The 26,799-nt window shown below is 32.1% G+C and carries 28 protein-coding genes and 1 other annotated feature; of the genes, 22 read left to right on the top strand and 6 right to left on the bottom strand.

Annotated elements, in window-relative coordinates; all coding sequences use genetic code 11:
* Positions 1–197: 197 nt before the first annotated feature.
* Positions 198–1,655, bottom strand: coding sequence for a DHA2 family efflux MFS transporter permease subunit (locus tag JOC75_RS04980; protein ID WP_204952979.1), 1,458 nt, complete (start codon positions 1,653–1,655; stop codon positions 198–200).
* A gap of 212 nt (positions 1,656–1,867) precedes the next feature.
* Here JOC75_RS04980 and JOC75_RS04975 point away from each other — a divergent pair, with 212 nt between their 5' ends.
* The 5 genes from JOC75_RS04975 to JOC75_RS04955 all read left to right on the top strand — a co-directional run bounded on the left by JOC75_RS04975 (position 1,868) and on the right by JOC75_RS04955 (position 6,357).
* Complete coding sequence (locus JOC75_RS04975; protein ID WP_204952978.1) at positions 1,868–2,413, top strand: TetR/AcrR family transcriptional regulator; 546 nt, start codon at positions 1,868–1,870, stop codon at positions 2,411–2,413.
* A gap of 463 nt (positions 2,414–2,876) precedes the next feature.
* Positions 2,877–3,827 carry a sensor domain-containing diguanylate cyclase gene (locus JOC75_RS04970; protein WP_204952977.1) on the top strand — a complete coding sequence of 317 codons (951 nt, stop codon included), beginning with the start codon at positions 2,877–2,879 and terminating at the stop codon, positions 3,825–3,827.
* Between the two features lie 752 nt (positions 3,828–4,579).
* Positions 4,580–4,993, top strand: a complete 414-nt coding sequence (locus tag JOC75_RS04965) for a hypothetical protein (protein WP_239589285.1) — start codon at positions 4,580–4,582, stop codon at positions 4,991–4,993.
* Positions 4,994–5,648: 655 nt separating this feature from the next.
* The gene (locus tag JOC75_RS04960; RefSeq protein WP_204952976.1) at positions 5,649–5,840 is read left to right on the top strand and encodes a hypothetical protein; all 192 of its coding nucleotides are present in this window, start codon (positions 5,649–5,651) and stop codon (positions 5,838–5,840) included.
* Between the two features lie 181 nt (positions 5,841–6,021).
* A complete protein-coding gene (locus JOC75_RS04955; RefSeq protein ID WP_204952975.1) occupies positions 6,022–6,357 on the top strand; it encodes a DUF3221 domain-containing protein in 336 nt (111 codons plus the stop codon).
* 589 nt (positions 6,358–6,946) lie between these two features.
* On the opposite strand, the gene JOC75_RS04950 is transcribed toward JOC75_RS04955, so the two are convergent.
* Entirely contained in the window at positions 6,947–7,225 is a 279-nt protein-coding gene (locus JOC75_RS04950) for an HU family DNA-binding protein (RefSeq protein ID WP_204952974.1), read from the bottom strand.
* Positions 7,226–7,604: 379 nt separating this feature from the next.
* Between JOC75_RS04950 and JOC75_RS04945 the strand changes: the two genes are divergently transcribed.
* The 9 genes from JOC75_RS04945 to JOC75_RS04905 all read left to right on the top strand — a co-directional run bounded on the left by JOC75_RS04945 (position 7,605) and on the right by JOC75_RS04905 (position 16,501).
* A complete protein-coding gene (locus JOC75_RS04945; protein WP_204952973.1) occupies positions 7,605–8,162 on the top strand; it encodes a putative glycolipid-binding domain-containing protein in 558 nt (185 codons plus the stop codon).
* A gap of 115 nt (positions 8,163–8,277) precedes the next feature.
* The gene (locus tag JOC75_RS04940) at positions 8,278–8,496 is read left to right on the top strand and encodes a DNA-binding protein (protein WP_239589284.1); all 219 of its coding nucleotides are present in this window, start codon (positions 8,278–8,280) and stop codon (positions 8,494–8,496) included.
* Positions 8,497–8,654: 158 nt separating this feature from the next.
* Positions 8,655–9,110 carry a GNAT family N-acetyltransferase gene (locus tag JOC75_RS04935; RefSeq protein WP_204952971.1) on the top strand — a complete coding sequence of 152 codons (456 nt, stop codon included), beginning with the start codon at positions 8,655–8,657 and terminating at the stop codon, positions 9,108–9,110.
* A 660-nt stretch (positions 9,111–9,770) separates the two neighbouring features.
* Positions 9,771–9,987: a binding site (T-box leader), on the top strand.
* A gap of 54 nt (positions 9,988–10,041) precedes the next feature.
* Positions 10,042–11,736, top strand: coding sequence for an arginine--tRNA ligase (gene argS, locus JOC75_RS04930; RefSeq protein WP_204952970.1), 1,695 nt, complete (start codon positions 10,042–10,044; stop codon positions 11,734–11,736).
* Between the two features lie 265 nt (positions 11,737–12,001).
* Positions 12,002–12,859: a hypothetical protein gene (locus tag JOC75_RS04925; RefSeq protein ID WP_204952969.1), complete on the top strand. Its 858-nt coding sequence runs from the start codon at positions 12,002–12,004 to the stop codon at positions 12,857–12,859.
* A gap of 284 nt (positions 12,860–13,143) precedes the next feature.
* Complete coding sequence (locus tag JOC75_RS04920; RefSeq protein ID WP_204952968.1) at positions 13,144–13,428, top strand: hypothetical protein; 285 nt, start codon at positions 13,144–13,146, stop codon at positions 13,426–13,428.
* A 492-nt stretch (positions 13,429–13,920) separates the two neighbouring features.
* The gene (locus JOC75_RS04915) at positions 13,921–14,928 is read left to right on the top strand and encodes a serine hydrolase domain-containing protein (RefSeq protein ID WP_338036548.1); all 1,008 of its coding nucleotides are present in this window, start codon (positions 13,921–13,923) and stop codon (positions 14,926–14,928) included.
* Positions 14,929–15,125: 197 nt separating this feature from the next.
* Positions 15,126–15,686: an NUDIX hydrolase gene (locus JOC75_RS04910; protein ID WP_204952967.1), complete on the top strand. Its 561-nt coding sequence runs from the start codon at positions 15,126–15,128 to the stop codon at positions 15,684–15,686.
* A 440-nt stretch (positions 15,687–16,126) separates the two neighbouring features.
* Complete coding sequence (locus JOC75_RS04905; protein ID WP_204952966.1) at positions 16,127–16,501, top strand: hypothetical protein; 375 nt, start codon at positions 16,127–16,129, stop codon at positions 16,499–16,501.
* 465 nt (positions 16,502–16,966) lie between these two features.
* Here the strand turns inward: JOC75_RS04905 and JOC75_RS04900 are convergent, their stop codons facing one another.
* Positions 16,967–17,917 carry a helix-turn-helix transcriptional regulator gene (locus JOC75_RS04900; RefSeq protein WP_204952965.1) on the bottom strand — a complete coding sequence of 317 codons (951 nt, stop codon included), beginning with the start codon at positions 17,915–17,917 and terminating at the stop codon, positions 16,967–16,969.
* A gap of 99 nt (positions 17,918–18,016) precedes the next feature.
* Here JOC75_RS04900 and JOC75_RS04895 point away from each other — a divergent pair, with 99 nt between their 5' ends.
* The 7 genes from JOC75_RS04895 to JOC75_RS04865 all read left to right on the top strand — a co-directional run bounded on the left by JOC75_RS04895 (position 18,017) and on the right by JOC75_RS04865 (position 23,229).
* Positions 18,017–18,958, top strand: coding sequence for a Gfo/Idh/MocA family protein (locus JOC75_RS04895; protein ID WP_204952964.1), 942 nt, complete (start codon positions 18,017–18,019; stop codon positions 18,956–18,958).
* Between the two features lie 35 nt (positions 18,959–18,993).
* The gene (locus JOC75_RS04890; RefSeq protein ID WP_204952963.1) at positions 18,994–19,443 is read left to right on the top strand and encodes a GNAT family N-acetyltransferase; all 450 of its coding nucleotides are present in this window, start codon (positions 18,994–18,996) and stop codon (positions 19,441–19,443) included.
* Positions 19,436–20,128: a hypothetical protein gene (locus JOC75_RS04885; RefSeq protein WP_204952962.1), complete on the top strand. Its 693-nt coding sequence runs from the start codon at positions 19,436–19,438 to the stop codon at positions 20,126–20,128. Before JOC75_RS04890 ends, JOC75_RS04885 begins: the two co-directional genes overlap by 8 nt.
* 456 nt (positions 20,129–20,584) lie before the next feature.
* On the top strand, positions 20,585–20,905 hold the full coding sequence (locus tag JOC75_RS04880) for a hypothetical protein (protein WP_204952961.1): 321 nt from the start codon (positions 20,585–20,587) through the stop codon (positions 20,903–20,905).
* 247 nt (positions 20,906–21,152) lie between these two features.
* The gene (gene rluF / locus JOC75_RS04875; protein ID WP_204952960.1) at positions 21,153–21,848 is read left to right on the top strand and encodes a 23S rRNA pseudouridine(2604) synthase RluF; all 696 of its coding nucleotides are present in this window, start codon (positions 21,153–21,155) and stop codon (positions 21,846–21,848) included.
* 642 nt (positions 21,849–22,490) lie between these two features.
* On the top strand, positions 22,491–22,700 hold the full coding sequence (locus tag JOC75_RS04870) for a DUF5316 family protein (RefSeq protein ID WP_204952959.1): 210 nt from the start codon (positions 22,491–22,493) through the stop codon (positions 22,698–22,700).
* Between the two features lie 163 nt (positions 22,701–22,863).
* Complete coding sequence (locus tag JOC75_RS04865; protein ID WP_204952958.1) at positions 22,864–23,229, top strand: cupin domain-containing protein; 366 nt, start codon at positions 22,864–22,866, stop codon at positions 23,227–23,229.
* A 285-nt stretch (positions 23,230–23,514) separates the two neighbouring features.
* Here JOC75_RS04865 and JOC75_RS04860 read toward each other — a convergent pair whose 3' ends face one another.
* Positions 23,515–23,886, bottom strand: a complete 372-nt coding sequence (locus tag JOC75_RS04860) for an rRNA methyltransferase (protein ID WP_204952957.1) — start codon at positions 23,884–23,886, stop codon at positions 23,515–23,517.
* A 126-nt stretch (positions 23,887–24,012) separates the two neighbouring features.
* On the opposite strand from JOC75_RS04860, the gene JOC75_RS04855 reads away from it, so the two are divergent.
* Positions 24,013–24,231, top strand: a complete 219-nt coding sequence (locus JOC75_RS04855; protein WP_204952956.1) for a hypothetical protein — start codon at positions 24,013–24,015, stop codon at positions 24,229–24,231.
* Between the two features lie 14 nt (positions 24,232–24,245).
* On the opposite strand, the gene xerS is transcribed toward JOC75_RS04855, so the two are convergent.
* Both xerS and JOC75_RS04845 read right to left on the bottom strand, forming a co-directional pair.
* Positions 24,246–25,325, bottom strand: a complete 1,080-nt coding sequence (gene xerS / locus JOC75_RS04850) for a tyrosine recombinase XerS (RefSeq protein WP_204952955.1) — start codon at positions 25,323–25,325, stop codon at positions 24,246–24,248.
* 260 nt (positions 25,326–25,585) lie between these two features.
* A complete protein-coding gene (locus JOC75_RS04845; RefSeq protein ID WP_204952954.1) occupies positions 25,586–26,797 on the bottom strand; it encodes a hypothetical protein in 1,212 nt (403 codons plus the stop codon).
* Between the last annotated feature and the right edge of the window lie 2 nt (positions 26,798–26,799).

The following is a 26,799-nucleotide window of genomic DNA, read 5'->3' as shown; positions in this document are numbered from 1 at the left end:
AGACGATTACTGCGCAGCAAATACCTTCATTGTTTGGTGGTTTTGGTGAGTGTGTATTTAAATGAATTTTTCTCTGAACGACAAAACAAGCCTCATTAATTAAGTTGTAAGGCTTGTTTTATTTGTAAAATATCTTAAAGAGTATTCTCATAATTTCAAAACAGGTTTACATTAAATTTACTAAAACTAAGTTTATCCTATGTTGATTTAGATGCTGCAGACTCCTCTTTATCAACATTTTTCTTTGGCATAAAAAACGTTAAAAGAAGTGCAACAATTGTTAAAATCATCATAAAGAAATAAGCATCACCTGAACCTAGTATAGAAGAAAGGCTTTCAATGCGCTCAGTTGAACCCATTGGATTCTCAATCATGATTTCTGATGTATGATACGTAACTTGTGCTGTATAAATGGTTACTACTACAGCTGTTCCAATTGCTCCTGCAAGTTGACGTACAGTATTTACAACTGCAGAGCCATGTGATGCTAACTGTTTAGGTAATGCGTTCAATGCAGATGTATTGAGTGGCATAGTAATGAAACTTAAACCAATACGTAAAATGATGGTTCGTGTCATTAAATAAATAAAAGAAGTTGTAGCTGTTAGATCCGTTACCGCCCACATTGATGGGATCATAAACAAAAGACCTATAATAAATAATGGCTTTGCACCAACTTTGTCATATAACTTTCCAGTTGCAGGAGACAATATAGCATTGATGACAGCCCCGGGTAATAATAAAAGACCTGCTTCTAATGCAGTAAAACCTCTACCCGTTTGAAGGTAGATTGGTAATAAGATCAAATCTGCATACATGATCATTGTTACTAACACATTAAGTAATGATGTTAAAGTAAATACCTTATTCTTGAAAACTGATAAATTTAATACTGGATCCTTTGATTTTATTTGGCGAATACAGAAGAAAACCGTAAACAATATTCCAATGATTAGTGAAAAGATAACAACCGAGGAACTCCAACTTTGATTACCGGCACTACTAAAACCATATAATATAAAGCCAAAACCAATGGTTGATAAAATCACACTGACAAAATCGAGTTTTGATTTTATAGTTTCGGATACATTCACTAAAAATTTAAAAGCTAGTAAAATAACAATGAGTATAAGAGGGACCAAACCAATAAATAACCATCGCCATGAGACATAATCAATAATAAAACCAGCTAGAGTAGGGGCAATGGCAGGTGCAAATATCATAGCAAACCCAATAAAGCCCATTGCGCTGCCTCTTTTTTCAGCAGGGAAAATAAACATAATAACACTCATCATAAGAGGTATAATAATCCCTGCTCCAACCGCTTGAATCATTCTTCCGATTAATAAAATCGCAAAGTTTGGAGCCATTGCACAAATAATTGTACCCAATAATAAAAATAGCATCGAGCTGATAAATAATTGTCTAGTCGTAAAACGTTTCATTAAAAATGCTGTTGTTGGAACTAATACGCCGTTTACAAGCAGAAAGCCTGTTGAAAGCCATTGAATGGTTGCGGCTGTCACATCAAATACACCCATTAAATTACTTAATGCAACATTTAATAGTGTTTGGTTCAATACCGATAAAAAGCAACCTGATATGAGTACAAGTAATAGTATCCCTTTTTTTATTTCTTCTCTCTCGTTTTCCATAAAAACTCCTTTTTAAAAATTTCTTCTCATTAAAGAATAAAAGAAATCCTTATATTTTAGATTTGCAATATCAACACTGTGTCGATAAAATTCATACTAACAAAAAATATGTGTTCCTGACCATGAACAGTTTTATTGAAAATGTTCACTAATCGACATATAAAATATATGATGTTGATAAAGTCAAATAAAAAACGATAAAGGAGTTTAAAATGTCTATACAAAAAAAAGGAGATCCTCGTACAATTCGTTCAAGAGATATGTTTAAAAATGCTGTCTTTTCTCTTTTAAGTGAGGGATCGACTATTTCAAATATAACGGTTCAAAAAGTTGCAGCCGAAGCAGGATTAAATCGGACAACTTTTTACTTGCATTATCATGACATTCAAGATTTACTAACGCAAATTAACGATGAGATTTTAAACGGACTTTCAGATGAAATTATGGCTTTAACTCATGCAATAGATTTATCTGAAAAACAACAACTAACACAATTGCTTGATTATATATATACCCAGCGGAATTATTTATTTACCTTATTTAATATAAATCAGTTTGAGGAGCAATTGTTTTTATTTATAAAACAATTAGTAGAAACAAGAAGGAAGAATATCAAGAAGGAATTACCTGCTGATTATGTTGCGATTGATATTAAAACAGCCTCTATAGTAGGTATCATCATGTGGTGGATAAAGAAGGGAATGCATTTTAGTTCGGACTATATTGCAAATCAAATTTATTTAATGTACAAGGTATAATAATTCTAAGTCATTCGATAATAAAATGCAGAAGATAGGTTGTTTGTAAGTTTGTACTTCGAGGGCTTATTCTGAAGAAGAACAATTAGCAAAACAAAGTTAGTCGCTGCACCTTTCTTTGGTTGGGCTTCCGATAAAAATGGAAGAGTTTTTATTACGTTTGGGTTATTGTTATTTTCCTTCTCTAATATCTTAACTGCTTTTTCACCTCTTTTATCTGGTTAATCATTAGTCGTATTTTGGCAGGTTTGTCGGTTGCTACGATTCCCCCCTTGATTTATGCCATTATCGGGGATATTGCACCATCTTTGAAAGAAGACTATTTAAGAGATTTATGTTTCAGAATTCATTAGATACGAATAATCTTTACGTTTATATTAGAGTTCACATATACTAATAAAATGGAATCGTAAGTAATATCAATTTGTTCTTGCATACTAATTGAACTATATGGAGTGTTAATATGAGAATACCGATAGATGAACTTCAACTTTATAAAGATTTTGATGAATTGGCTTTCGATATACTTGATATGGCAAAGGAATATTTACCTGATAGATTAATTTTTCTATCCTCTTTTACTGAGGAACAACAATTTATAGTAAAGGTGTCTGAAGCTAGAACTGATATTCATCTTAAAGAAGGAATGGCATTCAATTTAAATGGGACAATATGTAATAGAATAAATTTTGATGATTCCAAACCTTTGATCTTTGAAGATATGAGTAAAGAAACTTGCCTAGATGATTTGAGAGAAAGTCTAAAAGAAATCAACATTAATTCATATTTAGGCATCCCTGTTATCCTTGGGAATGGTGAAGTATTTGGTACACTGTGTGCAGTTCATAAAGAGACCAGAAACTTTAATGAACGTAGTATAAAAATGCTTCAAAGGATTGCTAAGATGTTCTCGTTTTACATAGAATTGGAACGGAATGCTTATAGGGATTTCCTTACTGGGCTATATAATCGTCAATTTTTATTTAAGTACTTTAATGAGCATTCGAGAAATAGTGGGGTATTATTTTTTATTGATTTGGATGGTTTCAAAAAAATAAATGATGCTCTAGGTCATGACATGGGTGATCAAGTTCTAAAAGAGGTTGGTTTAAAACTTGGGAAATATGTAGATAAGAAAAATGGTATTGCTGTAAGATTAGGCGGCGATGAATTTGTTGTTAGTCTTAGTAATATTTCCATTGATGACACTAGTAAGCAAGCTGATTATTTACTTTCTCTTTTATCCTCCTGGGGAAATAGCAATGCTAAAGAATTTAAAGATTTGTCGGCAAGTATAGGCATTATGCCATATACTGAGGGCGATAACTTAGAGCTCTTACTGAAAAACGCTGATAAAGCTTTGTATATGGCAAAAAAGAGTGGAAAGAATCAATATAGATACTATATACAGTAACTAACCTTTATAGGGATACCAAGTAGAGGTGCTTCAAGGTATCATTGAATTGGTAATACTTTTTAATGGTTAAGGATATGAGTTTATAGTTATATAAAAAGTAAATTCGAGTGATATGCCATAAGCATGGATTTTTGTTCAAAGCCTATGTGCATATTAAACTTGATTAATAATTTAAATATAGCCTTTTAAAGTAGAAGTTAGAGTAAATATGTATTAAAAGAGGAAAACAGATAGAGGAAGGAAATTTCTTTTATTTTTTGAAAATTAACTTCGTGTAAAATATCTTTTAACACGAGTAGTTAATACGTCTTAATTCCTTGATAGTACTGGAGTTGAGACGTTTTTTTATTAGATGAACTAAAAGTTAAGTGTTATTAACACGTCTTGGGGGAGGAACACCAGATTCTATATCTATTTTTCGGCAACAAACTCAGGATTTAGCATAACCCATTTAATGCCTAGTAGACATATACTGTGCAATAACGATTTACATAAATGTGGAAAATATGAACAATAATGCGATATCTTCTGGTATGATTTTGGTATAAAGATTTGCGTCATTGTGAAGTTATTCACTTAAACGGTGCCCTCTTTAGTTCAAGTAAGAATTTTAAATTAAGTATCTTGGAATAAAAAATATATGTTTAATGGACACTAATGTAAAATAATGACTTGTGAGGGTTCTTATGATTACTAAAAGAGAAGTTTTATCATTTTGTACATAAGTCATCCCTTGGTTAACTACTCCATTGCTAGGAAAAAAATCCTTTGTTCGGTTTCTTCCTGTCGCAACTTTTATTGGTTATGTCTTTAGTATTTTAAGTGAAATGGCTGATAGACGTAAGTGGTGGAAAGTAAAAAATGCTCTATTTCCAAATTACCGATTAGATTTCTCTTACCTTTTAGGCTTATTTTTCATAACAACTATTTGGGTATTTAAATTAACATACGGTAGCTTTATAAAGTATTTATCATTAAATATTGTATTGGATTACCTTCTTGCATTCCCTGTTGTAAAATTTTTCACTAAAGTAGGAGTATTTGAATACAAGAAAATGCGACCTAAACATTTTTTCATAATGTCAGTTGTAATGGCAATCGTTATTTATTATTATCAAATATTAGTGGAACGAACTATTGTGAAAGAGGTAAATAAATATTAGAAGAAGTATTTGGTTTAAAAATAGAACAAAGTATAAAATAAGAAATTTCCTTGTTCATTAACGGGTGCATCCTTCAACAAGGGGTGCTATTTTCTATGTTAACAAAAATAGGAAATTAATGTTAAACTAAAGCTGCAAATTAATTTAGTCTTTATACTATGTGAAATGTGAAAATAAGATAAATATATATTAAGGGTGAAAGTATGAATTTATTTTGGTGGCGGGGATGTATTTCTTCGATAATAATTTATGTTCTAATATTTTTCTTCTTCCCAATTGTCTTTGGAAATACTCCATTGAATTTGTTGAACTTGGGTAGCAGAAATGGTGCCTCGAATTTTCTTATTAACATAATTTCATTTGGATTTATTGTTATTATAATTGCTTTTATATCAAGTGTATTTATTACAAACAAGAAAAGTTGGTTAAAGGGAAATTTAATTGGAACAGTTATTGATATAACATTTTTTTTAATAATTTCTCCTATATATATGGTGATTTTTTTCTGAAGATATTTATACAACATACAGGCAAGTTAATTGTAACTATCTTTTACAATAGAGGAGTAAGAATATAGCATTTTGAATGTAGCTGATAACCTTTTTCTTCTTAAGCTATAGGTGCAGGTTTGTTTAATAAAGGGGGAGAAAACAAGGTGAATAAACAGTTAATTACAGGGTGTTTTTTCTTTGGATTTTTTATTATATTAGGGAGTCTACAAGTTGTGTTCTCACCATTCACCTTTGTTAGAGGTATGTCTCTTCTTGCTGTTATTGGTTGTTCAGCTGGTGTAGGTGCTTTTATCAGAGAACTTTATATTTTAAAGGAAAAAAATCATACTAAATAAAATATATTTTGTTTATCAAGAAGAATTTAATAATAGCTATTTCTTGGTCGAGTAACATGTACGATTACTCTATTTAAGCAGTCACTTTTTGACTAAAGGAGCAGGATAGTGGAAAAATGCAGGTTTTCTATTCGTAAGCTATGGTATCCTTTTAAAATATATTAACGGAGGGATATGTGAGATGACAAGGATATTTAATGTATTAGCAATCATTGTTTTATTCACCATTGTTGGGTGCTCTAATTCAACAGACAGAAGTGAAGAAAATGACAATAAAATCAAAACGGAAAATTCCAGTTTTATAGGAACAATTAAGGAGATTAACGGTAAAAGTTCAATTGTTTCTGCTAAAATGTTAAATGGTAATCCTGAAGGTGATGTGTTTGTTGACCTTACCGTGAATAGTGATGAGACATTCCAAGTTGGAGACAAGGTGAAAGTTGGGTTTGATGGCACCGTTAAAGAATCTTATCCATCTCAAATTAATACTCTTTCTGTAGAATTGGTTGATTATTAAAATAATACCGTGTTCATTAACGGGTGCTTATGTTGAAGTAGAAAGCTGTAATAAACGGATACCATTGTTGCACTGTACCAGGATAATATGCAATTGAAAAATGCTATTCAACAATCCGAAGCACGAGAGTGGAATATCTTATCACACAATATTCTTAACTAAATAGACGCTTATCAGTTGGATATGATAGCGACCAGTTTTAAAGAAAGGGAGGAAACTCCCTAATAGCTTACATTAACTTCGCGTTAAATAATAATTAACACAACTAAATCTGATTAGATGAAAACGTCTTAAACCATTGGTAACAATGGATTGAGGCGTTTGTTTTATTACAGGAACTAACGAAAAGTGTTATTAACACGTCTTGGATGTACCTCCTGCTGAAAGAAAGGCATTTTATCATATATCGAAACAGCTAGTTCAAATCCAAAATCATGAATATATAATCTTGAATCTTTAGTTAAATTCAAAGTTAAATACCAGTGTTTATCAAAAAACGGATTAATGAGAAGTGCTAGTTTCGAAAATTTCGTCCTATCATAAAAAGGAGAATCCATTTATCTTTATGGATTCTCCTTTACCATATAAATTATCTATTATTAACAGCATCTTTTAATGACTTACCTGGACTGAAAGAGGGTACTTTAGACGCTGCAATTTCTATTTCTTCACCAGTCTGAGGGTTACGTCCTTTACGAGCAGCACGTTCTTTGACTTCAAAGTTACCGAAGCCTATTAATTGAACTTTATCTCCCTCTTTAAGAGTATTAAGAAGTACATCTAACACAGAATCTACTGCTTTTGTTACATCTTTTTTAGACAACTCAGACCTGCTAGCTACTTCATTAATTAGTTCAGTTTTATTCATAAAAATGACCTCCAATTTATGTATTACAAAATGGATATTATCATACATAACAATAATTGTCATATTTTCTACGTAAAGTGAGGGAGGAAACTGCATCTATTAACACGTCTGGTCCGAAGAAACCTCCATGGTCAGTCCTTTACTCTTCTTCCGAAACAGGTCAAATTTTTTAGTAACGTGTATATTTAATAGTAGACAAATACTGTGCAGCAACTATTGCAAAAATTTCGGGAAGTATAAACAACAATTCGTTATCTTCTGTTATGATTTAGTTAGAAGATGTGTGATATTGTGAATCTTTTCACTTAAACTAAACCTGCTTACTTCAATAACCGAGTTGTGATAATAAGATTATTCAGAAATAATTGGGGGAGTGTATATGGTTGTAAAAGTAGTGTGGAATAACGAAGAACTATATGGTTGCGAGCACCTTAAATTAGAGAGTACAACCGAAAACCTCGTTGTTCAAAGTACAGTAATTTATGTAGATGAAAAAAAGACTACTGCTTATAATTTGAATTATACCGTCGAATTAGATGAACATTGGCTAACTAAGAAGTTTAATATTATTGTTGATAACATTGATAGTATAGAATTACATACTGATGGAGAGGGAAACTGGTTTAATAGTGATGGAGAATTAATTGACAGCCTTGAAGGTGCGATTGACATAGATATTTCTGCAACTCCTTTTTCCAACTCTTTACCTATTAACAGAATTAATTGGAGTATTAATCAAATAGAACATTTTCAAATGGTCTATATATCAGTTCCTTCTTTAGAAACAAAAAAAGTACCACAATCTTATCATTACATTCGTAAGGAAGGTGAATTAAGATATTTCAAATACCGTTGTTATGATTATGAGACCATCATTTCTGTTGATTCAAATGGGTTAGTTATTGATTATCCAAAGACATTTAGTAGGATACTATAATGTTTAATTTGTGATTCATTGATTCACTTTAGGTAACGGACAGCTTATTTCGAACAAGGTGAGGTGCTATGTTTATGAATGAACCTAATATGAAAATATGAAAAAAGTAATTGAGATGTTGGAAAAGGTGCTTTCTGGTGATTTAAAGAGAGAAGAAATATCAGAATGGGCTGAATCATATGTTATGGCTGACGAACCAAAGGTTGATGACAAAAATGTTTGGGAAATGTTACAGATAATTAGTGGAATTGATATTTTAGATTCACCCAAAACCTATCTATATAACGAAGAAGCCATTAAGGGATGGATTGAAAAATCAAAAGATTTGTTGTGAACCTAACAGGGCAATTTTTATGGAAAAAGGATTACTAATTAAGAATGAAGAATACAAGTCTAGAGAGTTACGAAAGCAACTCTTTTTAACACTAATACTATGGAACAAAATAGATTAAAATGCCAGTAGATACGGTTGTATTTTTTAGGAGTGATTAGATGTTAAAATATCGTAGAGCTAACCTGAACGATATTGATAAATTAGTTGAACTAAGAAAAAAACAATTAATTGATGAGGGGTTAGAACCAAATATTGATATTGATAAGGAACTATCAATTTTCTTTAGAGATAAACTAAGTGAGGGTAGGCTTATCCAATGGCTAGTAGAAGATAATGAAGAAACTATAGCTTGTGGTGCAGTAATTTTTTATGATTTCCCACCTAGCTATACCAATAAGAATGGAAAAAAGGCATATATTGCAAATATGTACACTAACGAAAATTATCGAGGTCAAGGAATAGCAAAGAATCTACTTTCTAAATTGGTTGAAGATGTAAAATTATCTGGTATATCAAAAATATGGCTCGCTGCATCAGAAATGGGAAGACCTGTGTATAAGAAGTTTGGATTCAAAGAAGCTGATGAATATTTGGAATTAAATATTACTAAATGATACTTAGAAATATACTTTAATTAATTGAGGAAATGCTGATCATTAATAAAGACACAAAAGTACTTAACACCTTGTAAATTGACACAAAAATCCTAAAAGACTTAGAAGTAATTAACAAAGAATACTTAAATAATTCTCGCCATGTTGCTTGATTTACTGAGTAACAAAGAATAAGGAGTTTTGTGTCGCTAGTCAATGTAGATAGGGAGGAAACTCCCTATTATTCTTAAAGTCTTAACTTCGTGTAAAATATCTATTAACACAACTAAAATTAAGTATATGTAAAACGCCTAAATTCCTTGATAGTACTGGAGTTGAGGCGTTTTTTTGAACGGACTATAAGTGTTATTAACACGTCGTCATGGGGAGTGAAATACAAGATTCTGTCCTTTTTAAGCCAAAAAGATCAAAACGCATAGGGAATTATTTGTTACGTAGTAGACTGATTTTATGCAATAACGATTTAGATAAATGTGGAAAATATGAACAATTAGCCGTTATGTTCTGGTATGATTTTAGTATGAAGATTTGCGATATTGTGAAGTTATTCACTTAAACTAACGGAGCAGTTTAGTGCAATAAGCTCCTCTAAAATGGTAGAAATAATTTTTGTCGAAAGTATTGAATTCTTTCTGAAAAGGGATATAATGGTAAGGAATATTTAAGTCGATGATAAAGAGAGTAGTTATGTGTTAGATCAAAGCGATCTAGGGACGGTGGGAGCCTAGAATTGAGCATATAATGAACCGCACTTTTGAGATATTCTCCTGAATTTAGTAGGGAGTGTCGGGGATAGCCTCGTTAACAAATTAAGTGGTTTTACCAATGGTAGAACAATAAGAGTGGTACCACGGGAAACTTAACTCTCGTCTCTTCTTTATTTATTAGTAAAGAAAAGACGGGAGTTTTTTTATTTTAAGGAGGAAATCACATGAACTATAAAAATGATTTTTGTGAATTGCTATCCCTAGCCTTAGATGGAGAGCTAGAGAAAAGTAAGCTGCTAAAACTAATTGAGAAACCAAAATATTCACATTTAGGTGACCTTGCATTTCCTTGTTTTGAGTTGTCTAAACAATATCGTAAGCCTCCTCAAACTATTGCAATCGAATTAGCTAAGAAGATTGAATCACCACTCTTTGAAAAGGTAGAAGCAATAGGAGGCTATCTAAATGTATTCTTAAATAAAAAAGTAGTTTCAAATTTAGTTGCACGTTCGGTTGTAACTCAAAGAAGCCATTATGGAACAAACAATTTGGGTAATGGTGATGTTGTAACAATCGATTTTTCATCTCCAAATATTGCTAAGCCATTCTCTATGGGACATTTAAGATCTACTGTTATAGGAAATGCAATTGCATTAATCTTAGACAAATGTGGTTATAAAGCTGTTTGTATAAATTATCTAGGTGACTGGGGTACTCAATTCGGAAAGTTAATAGTTGCTTATAAACTATGGGGAGATGAGAATACAGTAAGAGAGAATCCCATTAGAGAACTATTAAAATTATATGTAAAGTTTCATGAAGAGGCTGAATTTGATCCTCAACTTAATGAAAAAGGGCGTGCGTGGTTCAAGAAGCTTGAACAATCAGACGAAGAAGCCATTTCTTTATGGGAATGGTTCAGAGGAGAGTCGTTAAAAGAATTTTCAAAGATTTATGATTTACTAGGTATTAGATTTGATTCCTTTAATGGAGAAGCATTCTATAATGACAAGATGGAGTATGTAGTTGAAATACTAAAAGAAAAGAGTCTATTAGAAACTTCAGATGGTGCGGAAGTGGTTACACTGAGCGAGAAAGGTTTACCACCTTGTTTGATTAAAAAAAGCGATGGAACTACTCTCTATGCAACGCGTGATTTAGCTGCAGCATTATACCGTCAAAAAACATATAATTTTTCAAAATCCTTATATATTGTTGGAAATGAACAATCTCTCCATTTTAAACAAGTGTTTGCAGTTTTAGAAAAGATGGAATATCAATGGCATAATGGCTTATTCCATATTCCGTTTGGAATGATATTAAAGGATGGCAAGAAAATGTCCACCCGAAAAGGTAAAGTTGTTTTATTAGAAGAGGTTTTAAGTGAAGCAATCGGGCTAGCTGAACAAAATATATTAGAAAAAAACCCAAATTTAGAATCAAAAAAAGAGGTAGCTAGTGCAGTTGGAACTGGGGCTGTTATATTTCATGATTTAAAACACTATCGTCAGAATGATATTGAATTTTCATTACAAGATATGCTGAGATTTGAAGGAGAAACAGGTCCTTATGTGCAATATACTCATGCTCGTGCATCCTCCTTATTAAGGAAAGGGCGATATGAGGAGGATATTGATTCAGTTCGAATTGAGGATCAGGATAGCTATACTTGGGAAGTTATTACTCAACTTATGGAATTCCCAGAAGTTATTGAAAGATCAATGGAGGGCTACGATCCTTCACAGATTGCGAAATATCTTATTGAACTTTCTAAATCCTTTAACAAATATTATTCCGCAGTAAGAATATTAGATGACGAGTATAATAAGCACTCAAGGTTGTCTTTGGTTCATTCAGTAACTATTGTCTTAAAAGAGGGGTTACGTTTAATAGGAATTAAGGCTCCTGAAGAAATGTAGGGAAAGAAATTTGGGAGAGATAAATCAATAGGAGTATGTACTGATTTATTAGATTTTTACCTGTCCTTATTAATCAAAGGGGCTTTGATCTTAGAAGGGATTGAAGCTATTTTTGTGGAACTTATTCAACTATAGGCTCAGGTTAGTAAAAAAAGATAAATTATATTTGTAGTAAAATACGGGTAAAGAATTGTTTAACTTTTCAACAAAAAATTCTGTATTTACTATTTGAAATATTTGATGTAATTAATATGGGGTGTCTACGATGACAAAAACCAAATGGGTACTAATTCTGTTAGGTGTAATGGACTTGGTACTTATTATCTTCCATCTTACAGACTATTTCATTCTATTCTTGAAACCAACAGGTTATCTGGTTCCTTTGGGAATTAATATTATTGTTTTATCCGTAATTGGATTTTGCTCAAGTTTCCCGAAAATATGGATAATTATAGGAATTTTCGTTAGCATTCCTGTTATTTTGTTCAATGGCCTTACAGTTTTGATTTTGGACAATGATTATATCAAAATTAATTCCCCTCATAATCAGCAATCTTTAGTAATCGAATACCGACATGCTTCATTGGGGGAAACAACATATTTTTACAACTTTTACAAAACAAAGTTTGGGCTAATTGGTAAGTACCTTAATGAACAATCAATCGAAATAATGATACCTGGCACAGAACATCCGAGTGGATTAGGGGCTGAGGATGTATTGGGCTTGGGTATGGAAAAATGGATTACTGCAAATGCCGTTCGCTTTATCACTTGGCAAGGGATGAAAGATGTGTATTTGAATTCATCACACCCATTAATTGATTCGGATGATTCTAAGGGGGATTTTGAAAATATTGAAAAGTCCATTGAAAAGTTTATAAAGAAGGTCACAAATAAAGAAGATGGAGAAGTAATCACAATAAATGGAAATTCATTTTCGACACGCTATGATGAATCATCTGGTCAAAGTTGGATTGAAATAGGAAATGAAAATGACAAGGGTGCAATTCCAAGACAACAATGCTCTCGTATTGTGCCAAATGAAGAACGTGGATATTATATGTTGGAAGAATGTACACACAAATGGGAATATCCCCTTTATCCGATGGCAGGAAGTAGGTAACTGTTATTCAACTAAAGGGTGCGAGAGTTTAAGAACGAGCTGTCAATGAGGCAGCTTTTTGTTATTGAACTACTATAGGTGCAGTAGAGTTCAATAATAAATATTAACAATAGGGGGAATTATGTGGACGTTTCCGGAATTATGGGGTTTCTATAGTGCAAGAGCTATGATTAACTTGATGTTCAACAAACGGGTCAGATTTCGAAATAAGATAACTGGACTTTTTAATATATATTTGTAGATAAATGTTCAACTTAAATAAAAAATATAATGGAGGTATAGTTATGTGGTTAATCTTAGGACTAATTGCTATATTAGCAACTTGTATAAATTTTTATATGTATGGAACAGGCAAAGATTATAAATTGGCAATGGCAATGGGTTTATCATTTACAGCACTAACACTTGTTGCGCAATACAGTATGGTGTCTAATTGGGTAAAGGTGGAAGATTGGGGTGCTTTATTAGATGTAGTGCCTACGATGGAAACAGCTTTTTGGATTTTGACGATGATATCGATTTTATTAAATATAACTCCAATAATCTTAGAGCTAAAAAATAAAAAATAATTACTTATTTTCGTATTATTTATACAATGTACAATTATTGTGTAAATCTTTATGTATAACTAACTGGTGCGTTGATCTTAGAAGGGATTGACGCTATTTTTGTGGAACTTATTCAACTATAGGTGCAGGATAATTTAATAGTAAATGAGGCGATAATGTGAATTTAAGTTGGGTAGGTATTATTCCAGTTTTGCTAATAGTTATTTGTTTTTCATATACCCTAAATTTTATAGAAAACTTACATAATGGTGATAAACGAATCGCTAAACAGTCAAAAATAGTAGCTATTATTTGTCTGGGTTAGCTCTTTTAATTCCCTTTGTTTATAGTTTAATTGCATAATATTTATAAATCCTCTTTTAAGCTAACGGAGTGCGAGTGTTCAATAAGAACAGTCGCTTTTTCACTATCGGTGCAGGATAATTGAAGAAGGGTTAGTTCGAATAGTAATAGAATTAAAAGAGGTACATTTAGCTAAAGGGAGTAGAAAGAGTGCAAAATAATTATCTAAAATTAATTTCGTATGTTGAGAATATAAAAGACCTGAATAACAGTAGTGCTTCTTCCATGGTAATACTAAAGGACAACAACATTGTTTTAGAACACTATAACGGTTATCACTCTAATTCATTAGGTTCAACTCCAATTACTCAAATCTCACAATTTAATATTGCGTCTGCACGAAAAAGTTACTTAGGTTTAGCGGTAGCTTATGCCTTATATGAAGGTAAAATTAAAAGTATTGATGACTTGGCAGTAGACTATTTTGAGGAGTTCGATAATCAACTTCTAGAAGGAACGACGATAAGGCATTTGGTTACACATTCTCACGGGTTAAACCAGAGAGAGGACGGAACTATTTACCGAGAATTTAATCCAGGTGAGAGTTGGGCATACAGAGGGATTAACGTTTTAATGATGTCACAGCTTATAAACAAACTTTATGGGAAAAGTTTTCCTGAATTACTTAAAGAAAGGGTATTTTTACCACTTGGATTCAAGGAAACGTGTTGGCACAAAACACCCAATGAAAAATTAGTTGAAGTAATTGAAAATCCTGAAGTCATTGCATCGTTTAAACTTGGAAATTCTACTGATGGAACTGAACCAAATCTACATACCTCTACTCGTGAGTTTGCCTTTTGGGGGAATCTTCATTTAAATAATGGATTCATAAATGGGAAACAAATTGTTCCCAAAGAAGTTATACAATTAGCCACTACAATTCAAAGTCCAAATTATAAAGATAATGAATTACCGATAAATGGATTGTTTTGGTATGTTCAAGATAAACCTTCGTTAAAAAGTGAAATTGGGGAAAGAGTTCCCAAAGGTTCATACCAAATCTTAGGTATTACAGGACCAACTATTTTAGTGATTCCTTCATATAATCTTGTAGTAGCAAAAATGTATAACAAAATGTACAACTATGGAGGTGACAATTACCTTCATTACTTGAGAGAGTTTGGTAACATGGTAGCTGATATTTTCAAGGAGTAATTCTTTGTTCTTCAACAAACGGGTGCGAGTGTTAAATAAGAACATCAGTCGCTTTTTCACTAACGGAGCATTCCTTCTTCAAGGGGTGCTTTTTTCTATGCCAACAAATAGGAAATTAATGTAAAACAAAATGTCAGGATTGTTTAATAACAAATGATAAGATTATTAAAAAGTGTAAAAAATTTTGGAGGCTCACTATGGAAAAATGGAAATGGCTAAAATCAGAGTATTTGCATAAAAGCCCTTTCGGGAATATTAGAAAAGATAGTTGTCAACTTCCGAATGGTATAGTGATTGATGATTATTATGTCAATGAATATTCTGATTGGGTAAATTCGGTTGTAATAACAAAAGAAAACCAGATTGTACTGGTTGAACAATATCGTTATGCAGGGGAAGATTTTTTCTTAGAAGTCCCTGCTGGAAAAAAGGAAGGAAATGAAACAGACGAAGAAGGGTTAATTAGAGAAGTAAAGGAAGAGACAGGTTACACTTCTTTGAGAAGTCCTATTTTCTTGGGTGAATTTATGATAAATCCAGCAACACAAAACAATAAAGTAAAGACATTTCTAATACTGGAAGCATTCAAGGCGTATGAGCAAGACTTAGATGATACAGAAGAGATAAATGTTAAGTTATTTGATTTTGATAATTTAGGAAATCAAATAATTACAAATAAAATTAATACACAGCTATTTACTGCAAATGCTTATTTTATGGCAAAAAATTTTATGGCAGAAAATCTAGTGAAGAAGTAAGAATTCTTATTAAGCTAAAGGGGTGCTAATCTTCAAGAAGGAGATTGGCTTTTTCTTGTTGAAGTAATGTTGCAGGTTAGTTGAAGAAGGATCTATCAGCTCTTAGCATATTGTGCAGTAACCTTTCACGTATAAATGTAGATTCAAAGCAGAAAACAGATTTGAAGGATAAGAACTTATTTCTCATCCTTTTATGTTGAAATATAAAGAAAATAATGTAGCAAAATTTGATATAGCAATAGGTAAATGAGTCAATATCTCTTTACTTCTTTTAATAATCTTAAATTAAATGTGAGTGTTGACCTCACCACTCATACCATGTATACTGAGTGCAGTAGCTAATACTCATATATATTAAGGAGGTATTTAAAATTAGAATACAATTCTATCCAAACCAGGAATTAGAAGAAACACTTACTAACGAAGCTGAACAGCTAGGTGTGAGCGTTAGTATCTTAGTTAATGATGTGTTAAACAAGCATTATGGATTAATTCCAGCTACATCCTTGTCAAATTCAGAGTTAAGAAAAGTTATTTTTGAAGAAGTATCGGAATTCGTAAAAGCTCAAAGAGAAGAATTTGATTTAAACAAAGCATCAAGAACATATAGGGAGATAGATATGGTATATTCCGGAAAACCTAGTGCAATAAAAGCACAGATTGGTAGGGAATTCAATAACAATTATGTTGGCCGAGTCAAACCATTTGTTAACGTAAAACAAGTTATGCTACCTAATGGAAAACCTAAAAAAACTATTAAGAATCGGGCAGCAATATATGCAATAGATGAATCTTCTATAGAAGCAGATGAATAGGATATAGATTTATGTGCTAAACTGCTACACTTTCCAAACAAATGAAGATTTAGCAATGCTTGAAATGGCTGTATTATTGAGGTTTATACATCAGAAGAGATTGTTTACTATGAATAGGCTTGTCAAGGAATGTACTTACACTAATGGATGTTTACCTAAAAGTAGGGAAGAATCTTAAACAACAAACGGGGGCTATAGTTCAACTAGCAGTTAATTCTTAACTCGGTCATTTGATACATAGTACAAGTATACTGTGCATTCAAACAATGTCTCTTCTTCCTAACTTTGTGAAAGAATATACTTAAAGTAACGGGGGCTATGGTTGAGTAACCATAAGTTAGTTATTTTATATTATCAGGTGTTATGCTGCAAATAAAAGGGAAGTTGTGCAAGGAGAAGGCGAGCGTTTCTTTTAAAAAACAAAAACTCTGTAAGAAGAGTTTTTGTTTTAATTACTGACAGACATTATGGTCTGTTGTACTTTTTTAGTATTTGAAGAAGTGAATGGTTAATAGAAGATCTTAGTTCCAAAGGTTCTATAATTTCAATGTAAGAAATATTTTCTAGAGCATGATCAAATCCGTACATATTAATGGTAGCAAGTAATTCGTCTTCTTTTTCGTCTATGCATATAATTTCAAATTCTGAAAGTAGTTCTGTATGTATTTTTGGAATCTTCAATTGAACTGGATAATATTCAGTTTCTACACATGTTTGAACAAATGATTGCTGACTGATAGTCCAGTAATCCTGCAGTGAAAAGTCATTTAAAATTTCAAATTCTTCAACAGTAATATCCGCCTTAACTATACGTTCGCATTTAAACGTTTTAACCTTTTTCCCCTGCACACAATATCCGATTAAATACCAATCTAATTGCTTGACTACAATCCCGTAAGGATGTACAAGTCTTTTTGAGGATTCTCCGTTAAACTTTCTATAGGTAATAGCGATGACTCTTGATTTGAATACTGATAACAAAAGCATGTCAATATTCAGGAGTTTATTCTCTTTCCCCCACCAAGGGCTTTCATCAAAATGAAATCTATTCTTTAAAGTCTCTAGATTATTACTGAGTTTTGTAGGCATATTATTTTGCAACTTCATCAAAGTGTTACTCAATTTAATAGACATATTACTCTCTTTAACAGGTTGTACCCCTATACCACTAAGATATAAGTTTATATAATCTTCATCATTAAGATTACTGATTCCAGTTGAATATCCATCCATCAGTTGGACGCCACCTTTAGGTCCTGTAGTGGTTGTTAATGGAATCCCTGCTTCGCATAATGTATCTATATCTCGGTAAATTGTTCTCTCGGAGACTTCTAGTTTTTCTGCTAATTCATTTGCTTTAATTGATCCTCTCGACTCTACTAACAAGAGAATCGAAATTAATCGATGAATCTTCAAAATGGACCCCTCACTTCTAAATAAAGATATTTATGACAACCAGTTGTCATAAATAGGTTGGTATACTTTTGATATTACATGATGAAAGGGAGAATGAAAATGAATGTAGGGATATTAGGAACAGGTTTCGGTATCGAACATGCTAAGTTATATAAAAAAATGGGTGAAATAAAAAATATAAAGATTTTTGGTAGGGATACGAATAAATTATCGCGTCTTCAAGAAGAACTTCAAATTGATGTAACAAACGATATTAGAGAGATCATTGAAGATCCTAAAATTGATTTGATCGATGTTTGTCTACCTAGTTCCGTACATAAGCAACATGTTATTGAGGCATTAAAGAATGGTAAGCAAGTTTTTTGTGAAACGCCTGTCGCGTTATCTATTGAGGATGCAATTGATATAAAATTAGCCGAACAGAAATATGGAAAAAGGGTTTATATTAATCAATTTATCAAATTTGAGCAACCTTACGAATATTTGAATGATGTCGTTGAAAAAGAAGAGTTAGGTAAATTGAAAGCATTACATATTAAAAGAAATACACCACCGTTATGGGGAGATTTAAGTCTACATAAAATAAGTACCGATTTAATGATTCATGATTTTGATTTTGTTACATGGCTATTGGGAATACCGGAGGGTATAGTATCGCAAGGAGTTAATGGAAAGAAAGGACAGTCACATGTACATTCTCTATTAAAATACCCTGAAACAATTGTAAGTGTTGAAGGTTCGTCTATGATGCCCTTTGGTCATCCGTTTACAGTTTGTTATGATGCCATATTCGAACATGGAACGATTAAGTATAAGGAAGATGGATTTAAGGATCGTGTGGAGTCCTCTTTTAATCTATATACTAGTGACAAAGTAGAACAAATTGAGATAAAAAATCAAAACTGTTACGAAGAAACGATCAAACATGTTATTGAATGCTGTCAACGAGGAATTCCTACAAGGATAGCTCTAGAAGAAGCAGTGAATTCTTTTGAAGTAGCCTTAAAAGTTAAGGAACAAATATTACCTTTTAATGTATAGGGAAAATTATTAATTAATTTTAGTGGGGGAAGAAAATGCAAATAGCTTTAGCTAAACCAACTCATATCGCTGAAGTTGTGACTTTCTTTAATGATCATTTAGACCGAAACCGTAGTTCAATTTATTCTGAAGAATTTTTATGTCCTCTTGGTATCAAAGCAGCTATAATGCGAAAACAAATGATAGTGGCAACTTTAGAAGGTCAAGTAGTGGGAGCTTGTCGTTTTTATAGAAGGAAAACGCAAAACAAAATCTCTTTATACCAATTTGCAATTGATAAACCTTTTCGTGGTAAAGATCTGTTAAAAAGGATGTTAATGATGATAAATGATTTACCAGTGGTTTCATTATGTCCGGTAGATTCAAGTTTTAATGATTATTTTAATAAGACAGGGTGGAATTTAGAAAGTCAAAATGCAGAATTTAAAACTTGGGTTTACGTTCATACAGATTGTGATAATAATGATGGTGGCACGTATGGCTGAAAGAACAGTTGATGTTTTGAAAGTCGTTGAGTTAATTGCAAGGAAAATTGACAAAGAGGGAATCCCTTTCGTTTTCGCTGGTTCTGTAAGCTCATTAATACAAGGATGCGATATTACCCCAGGCGATATTGACATACTTGTACCCCAGTCTATTCAAGTTCATAAAATAGCACTTATTTTAAGTGAATATTTAATGGAGGAGTCTAATGATCCAAACACACGAATAGAAACCTGGGTAGCAACGACTGCTATGCCTGTTAAGAAATTCGTTGATTATGCCAGCAATGAATGGACCTTTTCTCGGTTATTTGTAGATGGTGTTAAGCTGGAAATTGCAAATATTCAACCTGTTAATAACGAGGAGTACATCAATGGTTCAGGTTTTTGGGAAAATGGCCCTCATATTTGGCAGCATACAATACTAATACCATTCAAAGATATTGAACTCCCTATCATCCCATTAGAGATTCAACTTGAGACAAACATGAACAGAAATTTAGAATCAAGAATTAATGAAATCATAAAAGTAATACGAAGTAAGGGTTATAACGAAAAGTTAATAGACTATGCCTTGAACCAGACGAATAGGAAGAAGTTCCAAGAAATTATCAGCAATAATGGCATTAAGGAAACTGACTTTTTGTTGCATAGTACGATACTGCACAGCAGGAAAGAAGGACGATAGCCATAAAATTGACCATCGTCCTTCTTCAACTATAGGGTGCGATTGCGCCATGAGGGCAATCACTTCTTGTGCTAACGGGGCTTAATTCGTTTAACTTTACAATAAGGACATTTCTTCATATCAATTTTGGGAATGGGGAGAAGGCGTGAAGTGGATAAACAGTAAATGGTTCGAAAAGATTTTTTTTGCCGTGTGTTGGCTACTTTTAATCTGGTTAACCTTTGGATTTATATTTGTAGGTGGTTACATCCTATTGTTATTTATTGGTGAACTTCAAAAGTTATGGTAATTTGATTTGATTGAAAGAGTTTGTGAAAAGTTGTACTTAAAGTAACGGGGTGCGAGTGTTCAATAAGAACAGTCGCTTTTTGACTAACGGAGCAGGAAAATTAAATAATAACCGAGAATAAGATAAGCTATAACTAACAAATTCAGGGATATAAAGGAGACAAAGTAATGAAAATCAAAATGCTCATTTTTCTAACATCTTCAAAAGAACAAAAAGAAAATAATAGTATTGAAATGGTAATGAAAACATTTGAATCAACGATTCGCCCTGTTAAAGGAGATATTATTGATGACCCCGGATTTGACTCAAGATTTCATAATGGATATGAGGTTGTAAAAGTTACTATAAATTATGAGACAAATGAATGCTATGTATCTCTACATCCACTTGCAATGGAATTAGAGGAAATTAGTATCAATGACTATATAGACAAACTTGTAGCAAATGAATGGCGTATTGTTTCAAAAGAAGAATTATTAACTTGCTAAAAGAGAAAGATTTACCGCATTTCCACTATATCTGCCATCGGGTGCGACTCTAAATAACACAACAAATCAATTATATTTTAATTAAAGTATTAGAAGAATCAAAGGATAATAAGTATCAATAAGTGTTTGAACAGAATAGAACTTAGAAATGGGATATTAGCATGAAGAAAGTAGATTATGAGTAAAATTAATGAGTTCCTGTTCAACTAACGGAGTGCGTATATTAGGTAGAAGGGAGCGGTCCATCATGAGAATCAATAAATATATTAGTAATAGGGGTTTTTGTTCTAGACGTGAGGCCGCACGAGTTATTGAAGCAAATAGAGTAACGATAAATGGAATTCCTGCTAAGCATACAGATCAAGTAAATGAAGGTGACCTTGTGCTTATAGATGGAGAATCTATTAAAGATAAAGCAGATTTAGTATATATCGCTATGAATAAACCGGTAGGGATAACTTGTACAGCAGCAAAACATGTGGAAAACAACATTATGGAATTTATAAATTATCCAGAGCACATTTTTCCGATAGGTCGGCTAGATAAAGACTCACAAGGATTAATATTACTAACCAATGATGGAGATATTGTAAATAAGATTTTACGTTCAGAGCATAATCATGAAAAAGAATATATTGTCACGGTAGACAAGCAGATAACAGATTTATTCATACGAGGGATGTCTGATGGCGTTGAAATTTTAAATACGATTACAAAGCCATGTAAGGTAGAACGAATAAGTGATTGTGTGTTTCGAATTGTTTTATCACAAGGGCTCAATCGACAAATCCGAAGAATGTCTAAAGCTCATGGGTATTATGTCGAGCAACTAGTACGGATTCGAATTATGAACATAGAGTTAAACGATTTACCTATAGGGGAATGGCGTGAGCTAACAGAGCATGAAAGGGTTGAGCTGTTTAAAAAGCTGGAGGAAGAGTGAACTTGTGGCTAATAGAAAAATTTACTAATAGTATTAACGGGGTGAGAATACACAACTAGAATTTACGATCAGTTCAATGGCTGGTCGTTTTGTTTTTATAACAGAAAAGGAGCAGGTTAACTTAAGTTTTCGTGTGGAAGAAAAAGAGGGGTATTATTTGGTATCAAATCTCTTTCTAATGTTGTGTTTATTTTGTTAATAACTGGTTGTAGTTCTGCTACTACGGAAAATCCAACAGCAAAAGAAATCTTAATGATTATAGTGATGCCGATATAATAAAGTGCGACGGTTTAATTTATTCAAGAAACTCTAATATAGAAAATGATTATTCCAACGGTGAAAAAATAGGAGAAATCAAGAAACAAACAATCAATACTTTGTGGTTCGGGAACCTTTATGCAAGTAAGCCTAACAAAAGGTACTGAAGTATTTTCTACATATGAAGAATATAAAAGTGGCGAGGCACCATTTGTAATCTATAATGGGGTATCATTCAAATTGTATTGGAAGCCAATTAGCGATTTTAAAGATAGTAAATATTTATGTACTTTATTCAGGCTATTTCTAATTTTTCAACTAAAAGCAAGTGAGAAGAGAATAGTGAGTTTATAAACTAATAGAATGGTTTAGAGGGGTGGTATTTTGGAAGGATATACTTTTTTAATTGGTGTGACGTTTATAATATTTTCAGGAATTATTAGTGGTATTGGTTCAAGTTTTGAACAACAACGGATGAATTTTGAAACTGAAACAAAATTGGAAAGAACTAAGAAACATAGTTATTCTTTTTGGTTTTTTATTATCGGAATAATTTTTATCATTGCATCAGTTTTTCTATTCTTGGTTAGATAATATTTTGTGGATCGGAGAATACCTTTTAAGAGTTTTATAGATTTCGTCAGTTGACACCTTGTTTTGAACTAGCAATACGGTAAAAGTATTATTTATATTTTTAAAAATGCTTACCAACAAAACGGTAATACCATCTAATCTTATAAAAACATGGAGGAATTAAATGGAGATCTATTCATTTAGTAAAGATGTTGGCAAAAGAATTAACCATTTTAATTCTAATTTTATTATGTCTCGTGTTATTCATACACTTAAGCCTGCTCATGTTGGCTGTATGTATTTAGAAGAGAATGGAGTGATAGGCTATCATCAAGCTGTTGTTCCTCAACTCTTAATAATTGTTAGTGGGAAGGGGAAGGTTAGAGGTGAAAATGAAGAATACGTTGAAGTTTATGCAGGGGAGGCTGTGTTTTGGACAGAAGGAGAATGGCATGAAACTAAGTCAGACTCGGGTTTAACTGCAATTGTGATTGAAAGTGAAGAATTAAATCTAGGTTCGTTAATGTCATTAACTCAGATAGATAATTAAAAATATTATTATGTGACAAGAAGGCGGTTATGAAGATAAGAGCTGCTGAATTTAGAGTTATTATTCATATGTTACAGGTTTAAAATAAATAGCTAGAAAAGACGTATATAATTTATTTTATCTGATAAATATTTATTTACATAGAAAGTACTCATCTAGTAAATTTTTTCTCGTCTCATTAACTTAAGTAATCTAGGTTATTGAGACGAGATGAGAGTTTTTCTTACTGACTTCCTAGAATATATATTATGTTCGGGGCGTTATTGAAAATGAACAAAAACGGGTCTATTCAACCCGATATTTATAACTACTGTTTTTGATTTTTTTATAGTCAATAAAATCTACACTGTATTCCAAAACGTCATTTATAAAGATGCTATTTGCATTTGCAAACTCTTTGACTGCAGCTAATAGCTCCTTATCATATGTTGTTTTGTATTGGACTCGATCTTTAGGTCGTAAAGCTTTATTAAACGTAATAGTTCCTTGTGATAACAAGTTTTGTAAGCCGTTTTCAAGTAAATAATTCGGGTGGCTATCATATTCATTAGCTACTTTACTTAAATGTTCGATTAGTGATTTACTGATATTTGTTCTAAATTTAACTCTGTTTTGATCTGTTGTTTGGACTAATTTACCATCGATTAATTTCCACATTGCTTTATCACCATCTTCATTCGAATAATTCTATTGGTCTATATTTGATCTTTCTCCAATAGTTTATAAAAAGAGCCGTGTTTTTTTAGAAATGGCTCATTTTTATAATAAAGGAGACTTTAAACTATGGCTGTTGTACATTTTATTGAAGCAGGATCCATTGTGTTGACTCAGCTTTTAACTAATATACCTAATATAGATGAGACGATAAAAATTAAAGGGCGTAAAGGTAAGGTAATAAGTATTAAGGAAGTTGAAGAAAATCATTTCCATGTACTTGTTTCTCTAAATAAACATCTTAAAAATCAGATAGCAGAAAAAGATCCTAAAAAGAAAAAGAGATAAAATGAATTTCTGATTTATTCTTTCGGCATATCCATTTTATCCACAGCGCTTCTTAAATCATCATTTCTAATATGAGTATAAATCATTGTTGTTTGAATGGATGAATGCCCTAACTGTCTTCTTAATTTAGGCACATCGTTAATTTCAGCGTGATATCTTGTTGCAAAAGAATGTCGTAATTTATGTACGGAAAGGGAAGGTTTACCGAATGCTGTAGCATATTTTTCTATTATTTTCTCAATTGATCTACCGGTTAACCTTCTCGATTTACCTTTTGGACCCATGGTTGCAGCAACAAATAATGCTTTATTATTTTTCTCTACTTGGTAGCGATTTTCGCGAATTTTTAAGTACTCCTGTAAATCATCCATTGCAATATTACTGAAGTAGACGTATTGTTCTTTGTTACCTTTACGTATAACTCGTGCAGAGAACTTTTTGAAATCTATATCGTCTAAATCAAGGTTTACAACCTCTGAAAGACGTAAGCCAGAGCCTAAAATTAAGGAAACGATTGAAGTGTCACGCTCTTTATTTAACGTATAAAAGTTTACAAGTTTTTTATTATCTTTTATAAATTCTCCATAGTCATTGGCTATAAATCTTCTGAAATTCTCATATTCATCACCAAGCAAAATTTTGCCTTCCATTTTATTTGCGATTGTTTCCATGCTATCTTTAAGTTCATTAAATTCAATTTTTGCCATCACATTTCGGTTAAGATAGGGTTGTAGATCGCGAGTTTCAGCAATGTTTTGTAAGTAATTAAATAACGACTTTAATGCAGATAATTTACGATTAACAGTGATTTCTTTGTTATGTAATTGGTATTGTAGAGCATGTAAGAAACCTTCAACTTGCTGAACAGTTAGTTTTTCTAAAAGCTCTAATGGGATATCAGTTGCTTTTCCTTCATAAAGCTGCTCAGCCATAATCCAGTTAAAGAATATCTTATAATCATGGCAATAGTTGAGTAATGATGCAGCAGAAAGCTTACGGCGCTTGTGATCGATATATTCTTCAACATACCACGGTAATTCCTTAAGTAGTGTTTGGAGTTTTTTATAATGTTGCTGTTGTGATTCATTTGCCATAATTTTCACCTCGATAATTCTATTGTACCTTAAAAAGTGCTTTTTGTGTAGATTATTACGTCAAATTTATATTTTACGTAATAATCTCTTTTTGATAAATCCTTCTTAGCTTTTAATTCAAAATAAGATAAACAATTAAATTGAAACTCTACTCTTTCTTTCTAAATTTATTGATTTAATTTTAATGAGATAAATTACAATAATATGACACAAAGATTCAAATTAAAAATACTGTTGTGTCATACTTATAAACTAGATATTTACCTGAATTTTAATTCATGCACTTCTCTTGTTTCTCCGTTTAACATAAACTCACATTTGTGAGGTGCATTCCCATATGGATTTTCAATCGTTACATCCCAGATATTATTTTGTTCGTTATGTGTGATTGTGGTCCGAGGTGTCTCTTTTAGTGCCATGATATATTCTGACTCCTGCACCTTCTCTTCCTTACCATCCTCAATAAGAACAAATTCTCCATTTTTCTCGTAGGCAATCGAATCTCCAGTATGCTTCACTAACCATTCATCAATTTCAGAAGATACCTGTCTAGCAACATCTAGAACCGTGGAATCAGTTAGTTCTAACTCGTTTGGAAGCATATCAAGTAAAAATCGTTCTTTATATTCACACTTAAGTGGATTACGGAGCTCGTCCAATTCATTACTATGACAAACATCAACAAAAATAGTTCGTACAGGAAGTTGACTGTTCTCAACTTTATTTTTACCTGCTGTGCTTATTTGGAAATTCCGATTTTCTCTCACTTCATAGCTAACTCGCTGGCCGTCTGTTTTAAGCTGAGTGTACGCTTCTCCTTCAAAATTAAGCATTGAATTAGTAATAAGGTCAAGGTTACCAAGCACTAGCTCTGCCTCTGTAAAGGTATTGTCATTAACGTACTCCTCTGATTTAACCTTGAACCTTTTTACTTCAAGATTTTTCCTATCATGTGAAAGGTCGATATTATAGTTTACAGTATCTTCATAGTTTTGCTCTTCAAGCTGAAGTCTAAGATTCTCATACGTTCCATCTTGATTAATGGTTAAATCCAGATCATGTATTTCAATTCTATTATCATCCATGTTCAATTGATTTTTAAGATGCTTCATTTCCTCTACCAAGCTTCCACTATAAAAATTTGTGTCTAGTAATTCAACATGCTGTGTTCTTTCATAGATCATATTCTCAATTTTGGGAATAAATACAACAAGCATAAAGATGACTAATCCAAGATAGGCTGCGGAATTTTTCGTTTTTGCATTCACTCTAGGACTTCGAAAAAACAATAGGAAAATGGCAAAACCCAATGGCAGTTTGAGTCCATTTATATCCAGCATAAAGGCTCCAAGAAAAGTAAATCCAAATAACTTTAGAAGTAAGAGTTGTTCCTCCTCTTTTGATTTTCGATATAATACTAGCACAAAGATAATGCTAAGAAACAACATAATTAATTGTGTCGTGTTGTTCATCA

This window comes from Metabacillus crassostreae, assembly GCF_016908395.1.
Lineage (GTDB): Bacteria > Bacillota > Bacilli > Bacillales > Bacillaceae > Metabacillus > Metabacillus crassostreae.
Note: the sequence above shows the minus strand (reverse complement) of the source record. Positions and strands in the feature narration are given on the sequence as shown.